11 protein-coding genes are annotated in these 15,506 nt (G+C 73.9%); 6 read left to right on the top strand and 5 right to left on the bottom strand.

Annotation, left to right across the window (positions count from 1 at the left end; all coding sequences use genetic code 11):
* Positions 1–142 precede the first annotated feature (142 nt).
* Both DQ384_RS20965 and DQ384_RS20960 read left to right on the top strand, forming a co-directional pair.
* Positions 143–328, top strand: a complete 186-nt coding sequence (locus DQ384_RS20965) for a hypothetical protein (RefSeq protein ID WP_114030546.1) — start codon at positions 143–145, stop codon at positions 326–328.
* Entirely contained in the window at positions 315–740 is a 426-nt protein-coding gene (locus DQ384_RS20960) for a hypothetical protein (protein WP_114030545.1), read from the top strand. The genes DQ384_RS20965 and DQ384_RS20960 overlap by 14 nt, the downstream gene beginning before the upstream one ends.
* Positions 741–758: 18 nt before the next feature.
* On the opposite strand, the gene DQ384_RS20955 is transcribed toward DQ384_RS20960, so the two are convergent.
* From DQ384_RS20955 to DQ384_RS20945, 3 genes are all read right to left on the bottom strand, one after another.
* Entirely contained in the window at positions 759–4,100 is a 3,342-nt protein-coding gene (locus tag DQ384_RS20955; RefSeq protein WP_245966656.1) for an ATP-dependent helicase, read from the bottom strand.
* Complete coding sequence (locus DQ384_RS20950) at positions 4,094–7,309, bottom strand: ATP-dependent helicase (RefSeq protein ID WP_245966655.1); 3,216 nt, start codon at positions 7,307–7,309, stop codon at positions 4,094–4,096. The genes DQ384_RS20955 and DQ384_RS20950 overlap by 7 nt, the downstream gene beginning before the upstream one ends.
* A 189-nt stretch (positions 7,310–7,498) precedes the next feature.
* Positions 7,499–8,365, bottom strand: a complete 867-nt coding sequence (locus tag DQ384_RS20945) for a GNAT family N-acetyltransferase (protein ID WP_147268851.1) — start codon at positions 8,363–8,365, stop codon at positions 7,499–7,501.
* A 471-nt stretch (positions 8,366–8,836) separates the two neighbouring features.
* Between DQ384_RS20945 and DQ384_RS20940 the strand changes: the two genes are divergently transcribed.
* Both DQ384_RS20940 and DQ384_RS20935 read left to right on the top strand, forming a co-directional pair.
* Positions 8,837–11,056 (top strand): M4 family metallopeptidase, encoded by a 2,220-nt coding sequence (locus DQ384_RS20940; RefSeq protein ID WP_114030542.1) that lies wholly within the window; start codon positions 8,837–8,839, stop codon positions 11,054–11,056.
* A gap of 214 nt (positions 11,057–11,270) precedes the next feature.
* Complete coding sequence (locus DQ384_RS20935; RefSeq protein ID WP_114030600.1) at positions 11,271–12,245, top strand: magnesium transporter CorA family protein; 975 nt, start codon at positions 11,271–11,273, stop codon at positions 12,243–12,245.
* Positions 12,246–12,263: 18 nt separating this feature from the next.
* On the opposite strand, the gene DQ384_RS20930 is transcribed toward DQ384_RS20935, so the two are convergent.
* Complete coding sequence (locus DQ384_RS20930) at positions 12,264–12,944, bottom strand: TetR/AcrR family transcriptional regulator (protein ID WP_114030541.1); 681 nt, start codon at positions 12,942–12,944, stop codon at positions 12,264–12,266.
* A gap of 179 nt (positions 12,945–13,123) precedes the next feature.
* Between DQ384_RS20930 and DQ384_RS20925 the strand changes: the two genes are divergently transcribed.
* Entirely contained in the window at positions 13,124–13,495 is a 372-nt protein-coding gene (locus tag DQ384_RS20925) for a DoxX family protein (RefSeq protein WP_114030540.1), read from the top strand.
* 15 nt (positions 13,496–13,510) lie between these two features.
* On the opposite strand, the gene DQ384_RS20920 is transcribed toward DQ384_RS20925, so the two are convergent.
* Entirely contained in the window at positions 13,511–14,773 is a 1,263-nt protein-coding gene (locus DQ384_RS20920; protein WP_114030539.1) for an ROK family transcriptional regulator, read from the bottom strand.
* Between the two features lie 56 nt (positions 14,774–14,829).
* Between DQ384_RS20920 and DQ384_RS20915 the strand changes: the two genes are divergently transcribed.
* A complete protein-coding gene (locus DQ384_RS20915) occupies positions 14,830–15,471 on the top strand; it encodes an HAD-IA family hydrolase (protein WP_114030538.1) in 642 nt (213 codons plus the stop codon).
* Positions 15,472–15,506: the final 35 nt, after the last annotated feature.

Here is a 15,506-nt window from a genome sequence, read left to right as displayed (position 1 = left end):
AGGGCGAACCCCACGGCCCCTGCGGCCGCCCGAGCATCGCGGGGCCCGCATGATCTACCTCTGCCTCCCCAGCGTCGGCCGAAATGCCGACAGATCGCCCTCCGGCCGAGCGGCGGACATATCAGCCTGCTACGCCGTCCGGGTGACCGCACGCCGCGCCCGCGAGACGATGCGCCGGTCGGCCGAGTTCGAGCGGGCGTGGCAGCGGGCCATCCGGGCGATGCGCGCCCAGGGACTCGGCCGCGCGGACCTCACCAACGCCGCCCTGGCCCTCGGACTCCCCTCCCCCACCGACGAAGAATGGGCCCAGATCGATGAGCACCTCTGACACCGTCTCGGAAAGGCGTGCCGACGAGGACGCCGAACTGCTCGCCATCCTGCACCGTCACCTGGCCGGAGAAGGAATCCGGTCCCTGGTCTGCAAACGGATACGCCTTTCGATCGGCACGGAGACCGTTCCGCCGCGGCGCGCCTACAACCCCCCCGAGCTGATCGTCTACGGCGCGGACGGACACGGACGCGCGAAGGTCATCGTCCGCACAAGACTCTGGGGAACGGCCTTCCTGGTCACCCCCGGCGACGACCGGCCGGTGTTCCAGTTTCCCGTAGGCCAGGTCTCCGAGGTGATCCGCTGGCTCACGCTGCTGACCCGTGACCAGTCCTGCCCGCCCGCCATCCCGTCCCCGGGAAGCCGTGAACTCCGACCGCCCGGCGTCTGCCCGCCCGGCGAGACCCTTTGATCCGGCGCGCCCCGGGTCTCACTTGTCCTCGGGGACTGCTTCGATGAGCTTCATCAGGCCGCCCGCGTCGAGCAGGTCCACCGGGCGGACGGTCTCGTTGGCGCGGACGTAGTGGAAGGCGGCGCTCACCTTCGTGAGGGGGACGCCGGCGAGGTGGGACCAGGCGAGGCGGTAGGCCGCGAGCTGGACGGAGGCGGCGCGGGCGCCGCGGCCGCGCGGGGGTTCGCCCGTCTTCCAGTCGACGATGACGTAGCCGTCGTCGCCGTCGGGGAAGACGGCGTCCATGCGCCCGCGGACGACCCGGTCGGCGATGACCGTCTCGAACGGGACCTCCAGGTCGACCGGTTCCATGGTCGCCCACACGCTCTCCTCGAAGCGTTGCTGCAGCTCGGCGAGCTGGAGGTCGGTGGGGGAAAGGTCGTCGGCGGCGCCGGGCAGCTCGAAGTCGTCGATCAGGCGCTGCTGCTCCCAGCGGCCCTCCAGCCAGCGGTGGAAGGCGGTGCCGCGGCGGGCGAGCGGCGCGGGGCGGTGGGGCAGCGGGCGGCGGATCTGCCGGGCCAGGGCCGCGGGGTCGGAGGCGAGGGTGACCAGGGACGAGACGGTGAGCCGCACCGGCAGGTCGACGACGGCGCCGCCACGCCGCCGGGCCTGGTCGCGTTCGCGCAGCAGCAGCTCGGTGTCGCGGGCCCACGAGCGGACGCGCTCCTGCTCCCAGTCCTTCAGGGGGCCGGCGTCGCCGGGAGGGAGCCACACGTCGCCGTTGATGGCGTCCATGACCATGTCGGCGCCGCCGCGCACGGCCTCGTACCGCTCGCCGTGCGGCGTGACCGGCCACTCCTCGGACGGGGGCTCGGCCAGCAGGGGGTTGACGGCGTCCTCCTGGAGGTCGGGCGCCCAGGAGGCGACCTGGCCGGTCGCGTCGCGGATCTCCAGCAGGAAGTCGGACGGGTCGAGGGGCTTGGCCGCCGACCCCCAGCGGTACCCGGAGGCGATCAGCAGGTAGTGCGCCCGGGTCACGGCGACGTACGCCAGGCGCCGTTCCTCCATGAGGTCGCGTTCGCGGCAGCGCTCGTCGAACGCGGCGAGGTCGTCCTTCTCCAGCCCTTCGAGGGCGGGCAGGTCGGAGCGGTCGCCGCGCAACGGGTAGGGCAGCTTGCGCGGGTTCTCGGTCCACCGGGAGTTGGTCGCGGGGGTGGCGGGGAAGACGCTGCCCCGGGCCAGCCCGCCCGCCTGGGTGGTGACCTGGGAGAGCCCCGGCACGATCACGACGGGCCACTCCAGGCCCTTGGAGGCGTGGACGGTCATGAGCTTGACGCTGTTGGTCTCGCCGACCCGCCCGGCCTCAAGGCCGAACTCCTCGGTCTCGGCGGCCTGGAGGTAGGCGAGGAAGGCGCCGAGCGTCGGGTCCTCGGCGTCGCCGGCGAAGCGGGAGGCCGCGTCCAGGAACGCGTCCAGGTCGGCGCGGGCGGCGAGCGGCCCGCCTCCCCGGGCCGCGACCTCGATGTCCAGGCCGAGGCGGCGTTCGACCTCGGAGATGAGGTCGGGCAGCGGCTGCCCGGCGTGGGCGCGCAGGACGCGCAGCTCCTGGGCGAGGCGCGGCAGCCGTTCGCGGGCGAGGGGCGAGAAGGGCTCCAGCCACTCGGGACGGTCGGGCAGCTCGTCGAGGGCGTCGACGAGGCTGCCGCGCTCGGCGGCCATGTCACTGACGACCTGCTCCAGGGGGTCGTCGGGGCCGCCGCGCTGGGAGACGGTGAGTTCCCGGGCGAGGTCGCCGAGCAGCTTCAGGTCCGCGACGCCGATGCGCCAGCGCGGCCCGGCGAGCAAGCGTACGAGCGAGTCGCCGGCCGCGGGCTCGTACAGCACGCGCAGGGTGGCGACGACGTCGGCGACCTCGGGGACGGTGAGCAGGCCGCCGAGGCCGACGACCTCGACGGGGATGTCCTTGGCCTCCAGGGCGCGCCGCAGCGCGGGGAACTGGGACCGCTTGCGGGCGAGGATCGCGAAGTCCTGCGGCTGGAGGGCCTCGGGTCCGCCCCACGCGCCGGCCTTGGCCTTCACCTTGTCCCGCTCGCCCTCGCCCCACGGCAGGCCGTCGGGGGCGGTCTCCTGGCCGAGCAGGTGGGCGACGCCGTCGGCGATCCAGGCGGCCTCGTCCTCGGCGGTCTCGTGGAAGGCGCACAGGACGCGCCCGCGCCCGGTCCGGTTGACGCCGGGGACGAGCACCGGAACCTCGCGGGCCTCGGCGCGCAGCGGCACCTGCACGCGCGCCGCGACGTCCAGGACCCGCTCGCCGTTGCGGAAGCTGACCGACAGGCGGCGCACGGGCGACGGCTCGCCGTTGGCCGTGGGGAAGTCGCGGACGAACCGCTTGAGGTTGCCCGAGGAGGCGCCGCGCCAGCCGTAGATCGACTGGCAGGGGTCGCCGACGGCCGTCACCGGATGGCCGCCGCCGAACAGGGCGCGCAGGAGGACGAGCTGCGCGTGGCTGGTGTCCTGGTACTCGTCCAGCAGCACGACGGAGAACCGGCCCCGCTCGATCATGCCGACGTCCGGATGCCGGTCGGCGATGCGCGCCGCCAGCGCCATCTGGTCGCCGTAGTCGATGACCTCGCGGGCGCGCTTCAGCCGCTCGTACGCCTCGACGAGCGGCAGCAACTGCTCGCGGATCTCCTGCGTGCGCACCGGCCGCCGTTGCGGCAGCGTCGTGCGCCCCTGGACGGCGGCCAGGCGCTCGGCGAGCCAGCGGCCGACCTCGCGCACGTCGCCGGGGCCGCGCAGGTGCTCGGCCATCTCACCGGCGAGGTCGAGCACGGCCGCCGTGACGGAGGACGGCGCCAGGTCGACGCGGTCCATGGGCCCGTCGTACTGGCCGACCACGCGCGAGGCCATCTGCCAGGAGATCGCGGGCGTGACGAGCCGCATGGTCGGCTCCAGCGCCTCGCGCAGCGCGTGGTCGGTGACCAGGCGGGCGGCGTAGGCGTGGTAGGTGGAGACGGTGGGCTCGCTGTCGAGCAGCTCGGCCGGGGCCAGGCCGACCTCGGCGAGCCGGGTGAGCCGCTTGCGGACGCGCGCTGCCAGCTCGGCGGCGGCCTTGCGGGTGAACGTCAGGCCGAGCACGCGCTCGGGCCTGACCAGCCCGTTGGCGACCAGCCAGACGACGCGCCCGGCCATGGTCTCGCTCTTGCCGGAGCCCGCGCCCGCGACGACCACCATGGGGCCGAGCGGCGCCTCGATGACGGCGGCCTGCTCGGGGGTGGGCGGCGGGATGCCGAGCCGGTCGGCGAGCTCGGCGGGGCCGATGAGCGCGGCGCGCACGCCCTCGGCGCCGGGGGTGGCGCCGGGCGCGCTGGGGCCTAGCAAACCCGGCCCCCCGCGTCGTTGACCGGGCAGCTCGCCTTGGCGGCGCACGTGCGGCAGCCGTCGTTGACCGTGGCGGTGAAGACCCGCGAGGACATGCCGGTCGCGACCGTGTCGACCAGCTCGCCCGCCCAGCCGGGCTCGGGATCGTCCCCGAGGGCCCCCTGGACCTGCTCGCGGGCGAGCTTGGCCTCCTTGCCGGCCGCCTTGCCGAGCTGGACGAGGGCCGCGCCGCCCGGCTCGGTCAGGCCGTGGCGCTCGAACGCGCCGAGGAGGGTGGCGAGCTGGTAGACGCCGAGCTGAGGGTGCCGGTCGAGGTCGTGGTCGGACGGCTTGCTGGTGCCGGTCTTGAGGTCGATGATCACGGCCCGGCCGTCGCCGTCGCGCTCGACGCGGTCGACGCGGCCCTTGATCTGCACGTTCTCCGACAGCATCGCGGTGAACGCCTCTTCGACGGCGACGAGCTCGCGGGGGTTCTGCTCGTGCCAGGTGAGGAACCGGGAGAGCATCTGCTCGGCGACCGTGCGCTGCTTGCGGTTGTACCAGAGCCCGCCGAAGTCCAGTTCCTCCCACACTTCGTCGATGCGCTTGCCGAGCGCGTCGCCCTCCTGCCCGGCGGCGGCGAGGACGGCGACGGCGTGGATGACCGAGCCGAGGCTGCGCGACATGTCGGTGCCGGACGCGCCGACGGCGGTCTCCAGCAGCCAGCGCAGGCCGCATTTGGTGAAGCTCTCGACGGTGGACGGCGAGATGCGGACGATGCCGTCCGGCCAGGTGAGGGGACGGTCGTCGGAGATGCGCGTGAGCGCGTACCACTCGTCGGGGTGGGCGCCGGGGACGCCCGCGCGTGCCAGGCGGGCGAGGTGGCCGGCGGCGGCCCTGCGCACGGCCTCGGACCGGGTGGGGTCGCACACGGCGGCGCGCAGGTCGGCGACCAGGGAGGACATGCTGAGCCAGCGGGCGCGCTCGTCGATGTTGGCGCCCTCGGCCGCGCCGGGGATCAGCTCGGCGAGGAAGCGCGAGGGCCGCTCGTCGGTGTCCTCGCCGCCGACGGCGGTGACGACCAGGCGGCGGCGGGCGCGGGTGGCGGCGACGTAGAACAGGCGGCGCTCCTCGGCGAGGAGCTTGGAGGCGAGGGCGGCGGTGGCGGCGTCCACGCCGTCGAGCACCGAGCCCTCCGACAGGGCGACGAGCTGCTCGATGCCGAGCAGGGAGCCGCGCAGCCGCATGTCCGGCCACACGCCGTCCTGCACGCCCGCGACCACGACGACGTCCCATTCGAGGCCCTTGGAGCGGTGGGCGGTGAGGATGCGGACGGCGTCGCCGTCGGGGGCGTGGGCGGCGAGCGTGTTGCCGGCGATCTCCTGGGAGACCAGGTCGTCGAGGAAGACGCCCGCGCCGGCGTGGGGCAGGCGGTCGACGAATCGGGCGGCGTGGTCGAACAGGGCCACCACGGCGTCGAGGTCGCGGTCGGCCTGCGCGCCCCTGGCCCCGCCCGCGACGCTCGCGTCCGTCCAGCGCTCGGGCAGGCCGGACGCCTGCCACACCGCCCACAGGGCCTCCTCGGCGGTGTCGCCGCGGTCGACGGCCGCGCGGGCGACCTTGATCAGCGCGGCGACGCGCTCGGCGCAGGCGGCGACGTGCGGCTCGATCGAGGTGAGCTCGCGGGAGTCGCGCAGGGCGGCGACGAGCAGGTCGTCGGAGGAGCGCGGCGGCGGGGACGGCGTGCCGGTGTCGATGGCCGCCGCCTCCAGCTCGGCGACGCGCAGGGCCCGGCGCAGGCGGCGCACGCCGATCGCGTCGGTGGCCCCCAGCGGGCCGGTGAGCAGTTCCTCGGCCGTGGTGACGTCGAGGGTCTCGGGACGCAGCGCGACGCGCAGCAGCGTGGCCAGCGGCCGTACGCCCGGCTCCTGGATCAGCGGGACCTCGTCACCCATGATCACGACGGGGACGCCCGCGGACAGCAGCGCGCGGCGCAGCATCGGCACCTGGCGGGTGGCCGAGCGCACGAGCACGGCCATGCGCGACCACGGGACGCCTTCGAGCAGGTGGGCGCGGCGCAGCGTGTCGGCGACGACGGCGGCCTCCTGCGTCTCGCTGTCGGCGAGCAGGACGCGGACCTCGCCGGGGTCGGCGGTGTCGACGGCGAGCAGGTCGCGGTGGCTGTCGGGATGGGGACGGGCGCCGCGGCCGGGGCTGGGCGGGACGGGCAGGCGGGAGGCGAGGCGGCGGGAGGCGGCCAGCAGGCCAGCGCCGCTGCGGCGGCAGACGCGCAGCGCGACCACCGGCGCCTCGCGCCCGTCGGCCGTGCGGAAGCGCTCGGGGAAGGACAGGATGTTGCGGACGTCGGCGCCGCGGAAGCCGTAGATCGACTGGTCGGGGTCGCCGACGGCGATCAGGTCGCGGCCGTCGCCGGCGAGGTGGCGCAGCAGCTGTTCCTGCGCCGGGTCGGTGTCCTGGTACTCGTCCACGAACACGACGTCGTAGGCCCCGCGCTCGCGCCGGCGCACCTCGGGGTCGCTCAGCAGGCCGGCGCCGGCGCGGATCAGCTCGGCGTAGTCGAGGGCGGGCGTCGGGTCGAGGTCGAACCGGTCGTTGTACCGGCCGGCGAAGCGGCCCGCCGCCACCCAGTCGGCGCGGCCGTGCTCACGGCCGAGCACCACCAGGTCGGGGCCGTCCAGGCCGCGCTCGGCGGCCCTGGCCAGGAAGTCACGCAGCTCCTCGGCGAACCCGCGCGTCTTCAGCGCCTCGCGCAGGCTGGGCGGCCACTGGCGCGCGCCGTCCTCCAGGTCGCCGTGGAGCAGGCGGCGGATCTCCAGGAGCTGCTCGGGGCCGGTGAGCAGGCGCGGCGGCGGGTCGCCCGCGAGGACGGCCTCCCGGCGCAGCAGCGCGTAGGCGTAGCTGTGGAAGGTGAGCGCGAGGGGCGTTCGCGTGGTGCGGCGCATGCGGGCGGTGATACGCTCGCGCAGCTCTTGGGCCGCCTTGCGGCTGAAGGTGAGCACGAGCACGCGCTCGGGGTCGACGCCGCGCCGCTCGACGCGCTCGACGATGCTCTCGACGATCGTGGTGGTCTTGCCGGTGCCGGGGCCCGCCAGGACGAGCAGCGGGCCGCCCCGGTGGCCGACGACCGCGCGCTGGTTCTCGTCGAGCACGGGAGGCGTCGCCTGTCCCGCGCTTCCCCTGCGTACCAGGCGGTAGGTCTGACCACTCACAACACGCTATTCCACCAGACCACAGGGGTAGATCGTGCCGACTCGGCCGCTACTGGCGCCCGTGAATCTCCGTGGCGGGTGACAAAGCAGGTTATCGGGGTCATGCCGACACGCCGAGCAATGACACGCCCGTCTCTACACCGCCTCCGGGGCGCCCCGGACCGCCGCGCCGGAGGCGCGGCCATGGGCTCAGCCGAGGGCCAGCATCACCGGGGCGTAGATGCGGGCGCGGGCGCCGGGGAGGGGGCCGCCCCGGGTCATCAGGGTGGTGGTGAAGGCCGGGGGCATCCCCCGGGCGGCGGCCCAGCCGGAGAGGCCGGCCTCGCCGGCGCCGAGGTCCAGGCGTACAGGGCCGTGCAGTTCGGAGGCCAGCCCGGCGATCAGCCCCCGGGCCATGGCCGTGCTGTCGGCGATCACCGGGCCGACCACGACGTTGTCGACGTTGCGCCACGCCGCGCCGAAGCCGACGACCTCGCCGCCGCGTTCGGCGACCCGCGTCTGCTCGGCGATGGAGGACAGCCGGGTGATCAGGTCGGCGCGGGGGGCGCCGGAGGCGTGCGCGTCCAGGCCCCGTATCGCGGCGAGGTCGGCGTCGCGCGCGGGGCGCAGGCCGTCGTGCTTGAAGTCCTCGGGTTCGGGGCGCAGGTGCCCGATGTGGGTGACGATCTCGCCGACCGCGCGGAAGCCGAGCTTCTGGTACAGCCCGCGCCCGTACTCGGTGGCCGAGAGGAAGACGGTCGCGTCCCCGGCCCGGTCGAGCACGTGGAGCATGAGCCGGCGGCCGAGCCCCATGCGGCCGTACCGGGTCGCCACCAGGACCATGCTGACGGCGCCGAGGTCGCGGCCGTAGCGGGCGAGCACCACCGTCCCGGCGAGGCCCCCGCAGGGGTCGTCGATCCCGTACACCTCGCCGACCTCGAAGAGCAGCCTCCACTTGGCCTCCTCCGGCAGCCACTGCCGGTCGATGGCGAGCAGCAGGCAGTCGCGAAGGTCACCGAGGCCGAGCCTGCGGACGGGCATGTCCGTGGCGCTCGGCCGGCCGGTGGAATCGATCACGTACACCCCCGATGACGGCGTCCGGGCCCTCTGGCCCCTTCCGTCGGCATCATCGACCACATCTGCCGATACATCCACTTAATTTGCAGACCGTCGTTGATGTTCGTTCAGTGCATTTTTCCGTAGATGTACGGATGTCACTACGGATGTTCAGAACGTGAAGCGGCACCTAGCGTCACGCACAGGTCAGTTCACCGCGGCCCGCCTGAGCCGAGTTAAGGAGCGCTGTGGAGACAGCCCCCCACTTACCGCCCTAGCCGCTTCACCCGCACGGACATCTCCGCCGGACACGGCCCGCCCCGGCCAGGTCACCCCCCAAACCGGCGGACGCACGCCGTTCCCCTTTGTCTCATCACCCCCCAAGATCCCTTCACTCACTCCCCCGGTCGACGATGCCCGGCGGCGTGACGACCGCCGCACGCGTCCACGGCGAGCGACGCGGTGGCGGAGGCACTAGAAAGGAAATCGCGCATGAGGCGCAGAGCTCTATTCGCGGTGACCGCAGGGCTGGCCGTCGTGGCCGTCGCGGCGCCGGCAACCCCCGCGGCAGCCAAGCCCCCGCCCGGGTTCACGGCCACGCCCCTGGCGGCGGACCCGATCCAGCGCGCGACGCTGGCGGCCGACCAGGCCGTCGCCAGCCAGCTGGACGCCCTCCGCAGAGGCACCGACGAAGTCTTCACCCGCACCGGCGTGACCCCCAGCGTCGGGGGCTCGTTCTACGCGACCTACGCGCGGTCCTACAAGGGCCTGCCCGTGGTCGGCGGCGACGCGGTCGTCGTCACCGACTCGGCCGGCCGCGTCCGCGACACCGAGTCGGCCGCCGCGCCGACCGCCGGCCTGTCCACCGACGCCACGGTGAGCGCCGACCAGGCGCTGTCCACCGCCAAGACCAAGCTGGACCGCGTCGACGACAGCCGCAGCCCTCGCCTGGTCGTCCTGGCCTGGGGCGCGCAGCCGCGCCTGGCCTGGGAGGCCACGGTCGCCGGCATCGCGAACGGCAAGCCGAGCATCCAGCACGTCTTCGTGGACGCCAAGAGCGGCGCGATCGCCGACTCCTACGACGACGTCCGCGCCGGCACCGGCAACGGGTACTACTACGGCACGGTGACCATCCAGACCAGCGGCTCCGGCAGCTCGTTCTCGATGGCCGACAGCACCCGCAGCGGCATCCGCTGTGGCGGCCAGAACGGCACGACCTACACCGGCACCGACGACGCCTGGGGCACCGGGTCGGGCACCAACCTGGAGACCGCCTGCGTCGACGCCCTGTTCGGCGTCCAGCGCGAGTGGGACATGCTGCGCGACTGGCTCGGACGCAGCGGCATCAACGGCAGCGGCGGCGGCTTCCCGGTCCGCGTCGGGCTCGCGGACGTCAACGCGTACTGGAACGGCAGCTACACCAACTTCGGCCACTCGCAGGACAACGCGCGCCAGGCCACCCCGATCGACGTCGTGGCGCACGAGTTCGGCCACGCGATCTTCCAGACCACGCCGGGCGGCGCCGGGTCGGGCAACGAGAACGGCGGCATCAACGAGGGCACCGGCGACATCTTCGGCGCGCTGACCGAGGCGTACGCCAACAACCCCAACGACCCGCCGGACTACCAGGTCGGCGAAGAGGTCAACCTCGTCGGCCAGGGCCCGATCCGGTACATGTACAACCCGTCGACCAACGGCGACCCCAACTGCTACTCGTCCTCGATCCCGAGCACCGAGGTGCACGCGGCGGCCGGTCCGCTGAACCACTGGTTCTACCTGCTGGCCGAGGGCTCCAGCCCCGGCGGCGGCAAGCCCAACAGCCCGATCTGCTCCGGCGGCCCCTCGTCGGTGACCGGCATCAGCATCCAGAAGGCCGGCAAGATCTTCATGGGCGCGCTCAGCCGGAAGACCTCCACCTGGCGGTACGCCAACGTCCGCACCGCCTCCCTGGCCGCGGCCGTCGAGCTGTACGGCGCGAGCAGCCCCGAGTGCGCCGCCACCAAGGCCGCCTGGAACGCCGTCAGCGTCCCGGTGCAGTCCGGTGAGCCCACCTGCTCCGGCACCCCCGGCAACGACTACTCCATCTCGCTGAGCCCGACCTCCGGCTCGGTCACCGCGGGCGGCTCGGCCACGGCCACCGTCTCCACGGCGACGACCTCCGGCAGCGCGCAGACGGTCACCTTCTCGGCCTCCGGCCTGCCGAGCGGCGCCACCGCCACCTTCAGCCCGACCTCGGTCACCTCGGGCGGGTCCTCGACGCTGACCATCTCCACCTCGACGTCCACGCCGAACGGCAGCTACAGCGTGACGGTCACCGGCACCGGGTCCGTGACGCACACGGCGACCTACACGCTGACGGTCGGCACCACCGGCGGCCGGACGTTCCGCAACGACACGAACTACACGATCAACGACCTGTCGACGATCAACAGCCCGGTCACCTCGACCGCCTCGGGCACCGCGGTCTCCCCGGTCCAGCTCACGATCGTCATCAGCCACACCTGCGCCGAGGACCTGCGGATCCGCCTGCGCGGCCCGAGCGGGACCTACTACACCGTCAAGAGCAGCGGCGGCACCTCCTGCACCTCCTTCGGCACCCGCAACTACTCCGTCCCCGTCAGCCAGACGGCCGCCGGAACCTGGACCCTAGAAGTCGCCGACCAGTACAGCCAGGACACCGGCTTCCTGGACTCCTGGAGCATCACCCTCTGAGTCCCGTTCGGGGCGCCTGCCCAAAGGCGCCCCGAACCGCCGCGCCGGAGGCGCGGCCATGAACACGGCGCCCCTGCGACCAGTGGGCCTTCCGGTCGCAGGGGCGCCGTGCCTCAGCATGATAGCAATGGTTTTCATAATCGATAAGAGCCTGCAGTGGACGCGGCGCGGCCACGTCCCCGGCCTCCCACCCGCGGGGCTAGTCTTGGCGGACATGGTACGTACACGCCTTTATCGCGACGGCGCCCTCGCGGCCGAAGGCTTCCCGATCGCCGACGTCTCCGACCACCTGGAGGATCCGTCGGCCACCGTGTGGTTCGACCTGTGCTCTCCCCCGCCCGAGAAGCTGGCCGTCATCAGCGAGGAGCTGGGCCTGCACCCGCTCGCCATCGAGGACGTTCTGCATCCGCACCAGCGGCCCAAGCTCGACATCTACGAGAGCCACCTGTTCATCGTGGCGTACGCCGTGAGGCTGGGCGACGACACCGGCTCGCTCGGCTTCAGCGAGGTGTCGATGTTCGTGACGCGCAACGCGCTCGTCACGGTGCGCTCGGACGAGGCGTTCGACATCGACGCGGTGGCCGCGCGCTGGGACGCGAGCCCGGGCCTGGCCAAGCACGGCGTGTCGTACCTGCTGCACTCCCTGCTCGACTACATCGTCGACGGCCACTTCGATGTCGCCCAGGCCCTGGACGACCGGGTCGAGGAGCTCGAGGACACGCTGTTCACCGACCATCCGGGCAACGGGCGTGGCATCCAGCGGCGCATGTTCGACCTGCGCAGGACGACGGTGCGGTTCCGCCGGGTCGTGGTGCCGATGCGCGAGGTCGTCAACGGCCTCATGCGCCCGGACCTGCGCGTGGTCCAGCCGGACATGGCGCCCTACTACCAGGACATCTACGACCACGTCCTGCGGGTCTCGGAATGGACCGAGTCGCTGCGCGAGCTGGTGGGCAACGTCCACGAGACGCACCTGAACCTGCAGGGCTACCGCATGAACGACATCATGAAGCGGGTGACGAGCTGGGCGGCCATCATCGCGGTCCCCACCATGATCACCGGCTTCTACGGGCAGAACATCCCCTACCCCGGCTTCGGGCAGTCCGCCGGCTTCTGGACCTCAACCCTGCTGATCCTCGTCGCGTCGGCGATCCTGTACGTCGTCTTCCGCCTGAGGGACTGGATCTGACCTTCGCGGCGCCGAGGGTCAGCCCCCGCAGGTGCTGGACCCACCGAGGTCGACCATCGCCTTGTAGACCTGGTCGGGGCGCATGGGCGGCTCGGGCAGCGGGTGGGCGCGGTCGGCGCGGAAGGCGTCCAGCATCAGGCCGAGGTGGCGCCGCCAGGCCGTCGGGCAGACCACGCTCGTGGCGTCGGTGATGCGCGTGTGCGCCCACACGACGAGCGCGAGGTCCTCGGCGGTGACGTCGGGCCTGACCGCGCCCGCGGCCTGGGCGCGCTCCACGATGAGGACGCTGAGCTCGTAGATGCGGCCCCGGGCGCGCTCGCTGCACGAGGCGTCGGGGAAGCGCATGGACGCCAGGTCGTTGAACCCCCGGTCGTGCGCCTGGAGCTCGCACAACCGCTCCAGGTAGAAGGCGAACGCCTCCCACGCGTCGTCCATGACGAGCGCCCGCTCAGCGTGCTCCAGCCACGCGCCGAGCTTCTCGAGGAAGATCGCCTCGACCAGTTCCATGCGGGTGGGGAAGTTGCGGTAGAGCGTGCCGATGGCCACGCCGGCCTGCCGGGCTATCTGCTCCAGCGGAGCGTCGAGCCCTTCGGAGGCGAAGACCGCGCGCGCCGCGGCGAGAAGGGCGTCGCGGTTGCGTCGCGCGTCACGACGGAGGGGCCGGGCGGCTGCGGTGTGAGCGGAGTCGTCGGGCGGCATTTCCCCAGTGTAACCAACTGGAGGCCACCCTCGACTTATGTGCTACGCTCCCAAAGCCGAGGAACCCCTCGACTTCCGGACGCGCAGGTCGGGCGCGCTTTTCCGGAGGTGATCCCCAGGCTGTGCGGCCGGCACGCCTGGACCGCACCCTCCCCGTCCGGCCCTTCGAAGGAGACCCTGTGAACGTCTTCCTCTGGGTGCTTCAGGCACTCCTGGCCCTGGCGTTCGGCCTCGCCGGCGTGCTGAAGTCCACCCGTCCCAAGGAACAACTGGCCCCGCAGATGCCGTGGGTCGGCGACTTCTCCGCCGGCACGGTCAAGCTCATCGGCGCGGTCGAGTTCCTCGCCGCCCTCGGCCTGATCCTCCCCGCCGCCACCGGCATCGCCCCGATCCTGACCCCGCTGGCCGCGACCGGCCTCGTGATCACCATGATCGGCGCCATCGTCGTCCACGGCCGCCGCGGCGAGCCCCAGGGCATCGTGATCAACGTCGTCCTGCTGGTCCTCTCCGCCCTGGTCGCCTGGGGCCGCTTCGGGCCCTACAGCTTCTGAGTCACGGCGTGTAGATCACAGAGCATCCGCCCACGCCGCGAGCGCCGCCTCGCTCGTGACGTGGTCCAGGCCGACGGCGACGGCGCCGTGCAGCGCGCCGTCGTCGCCGTACGCGGCGTCGAGGACGGGCGGGGGCAGGTCCCTGCGGAAGCTCATCAGTCCGTCCGCGTAGGCCGCGCCGAAGCGGGCGGAAGCGGCGGCGCGCAGGTGGACGGCCAGGCCGCCGAGCGTGACGACGTCGGGGGCATGGGCGTTGACCAGCCCGGCGATGCCCGCCGCCAGCGACCCGGCGACCACGCCCGCCGCCCGCGCGGCCGCCTCGATGGGAACGTCGTCGAGACCGTCCCCCGCGGCCTCCCGGCCCGCGACCCGGGCGAGGACCCGGCGGGCGTACGTACGCGGGTCGCGCGGGGCGGGCGCGCCGAGGTGGCGGGCGAGGGCGCGGCCGTCCACCTCCAGGTCCCAGCACCCGCGCGCGCCGCAGGGGCAGCGCAGCGCCCGGTCGCCGAAGGGCATGTGCCCGTACTCGCCGCCCGTGCCGCCCGCGCCCGTGACCGGGCGGCCCCCGACGATGAGGGCGCCGCCGACGCCGACCTCGACCAGCAGGTGCAGCGCGGTCCCGGCCCCGGCGGCGGCCCCCGTGCGCGCCTCGGCCACCCCGGCGAGGGTGGCGTCGTTGCCGACCAGCAGAGGCAGACGCGAGCGGGCGGTCAGCGCGCCGAGCTCGACCGGCCCCCAGCCGAGGCCGGACGCCTGGACGATCCGGCCGTCGCGGACGGTGGCGGGTACGGCCAGGGACACCGCGCGCAGCCGGTCGCCGTGACGTCGCCACGCGCCGGCGACGACCTCGCCGAGCGCACCGAGGACGGCGCCGGGCTCGCGGCCGGCGTGCCGTCCCTGCCGGAGGTCGTGGATCCGCCCGTCCAGCGAGGCGAGCCCGCACCGCCAGTCCTCCTGGCGCAGGTCGACCGCGAGGACCAGCGGGCCGGAGGGGTGCGGCGCGAGGACGGTGGTCGGCCGTCCGCGGCCCCGCGCGGGCGCCGGGGTCTCGCTGAGCAGGCGCAGCTCGCGCAGCCGCGCGGTGATCTCGGTGGCCGACCCGGTGGTCAGGTTCAGCCGCCGGGCCAGCTCGGCGCGGGTGATGCCGGGCTCCCCGCGGACCCGGGCCAGCACGTCGGCCGCGGTGCGCCAGCGCGCGGTGCGGGCGCGCTCGGGCCGGTCGCCGGTCCCTGTTCCCGGAGCGGCGTCGCCGGATCGCCGGGGCCCGTCGCTTGCCATCCGCCGTGTCCACCACCTTATGCTCGTGCCACGAGTATAAACCGGAAGGGGTGGACATGGATCTGACGCACGTCGAGGCCGTCCTGCTCGACATGGACGGCACGCTCGTGGACTCCGACGCCGCCGTCGAACGCGGGTGGAGGGTGTGGGCCGCCGAGTACGGCGTGGACGCCGGGACGGTACTGGAGATCATGCACGGCAGCCCGTCCATCCTCACGGTCCGCCGGCTGCTGCCCGGCGCCGAGGAGACGGCCGTGGCCGCCGCGGCGGCCCGCCAGCTCGCCCTGCAGTACGACGACCTGTCCGACGTGGTCCCCGCACCGGGCGCGCGGGAACTGGTGGCCGCGCTCGGCGACCTGGCGTTGCCGTGGGCGGTCGTCACCAGCGCCGACGCGCGGCTGGCCAAGGCCCGTCTCGGCGCGGCCGGCATCGACCCGCCCGTGCTGCTCACCATCGAGGACGTGACGGCAGGCAAGCCCGACCCCGAGGGCTACGTCCTCGCCGCCGCCCGGCTCGGCGTCCACCCCGGCCGCTGCCTGGTCGTCGAGGACAGCACCCCGGGGACGGCGGCCGGGTGGGCGGCGGGCGCGACGGTCGCCTCCCTCAGGGGCCTGCCCGGCGACGTGCCGCTCACCGGCCTGGCCGAGCTCGCCGGCCTGCTCACCCGTTCGCTCCGGCCCCGGCCCGCGACCGGGTGACCGTCCCCCGGGCCACCGAGCGGCGGCCGGGCATC

Source organism: Sphaerisporangium album (genome assembly GCF_003323745.1).
In the GTDB taxonomy this organism is placed as follows: Bacteria; Actinomycetota; Actinomycetes; order Streptosporangiales; family Streptosporangiaceae; genus Sphaerisporangium; species Sphaerisporangium album.
The sequence above is the reverse complement of the archived record's forward strand: the minus strand, read 5'-3'. Positions and strand labels throughout refer to the sequence as shown.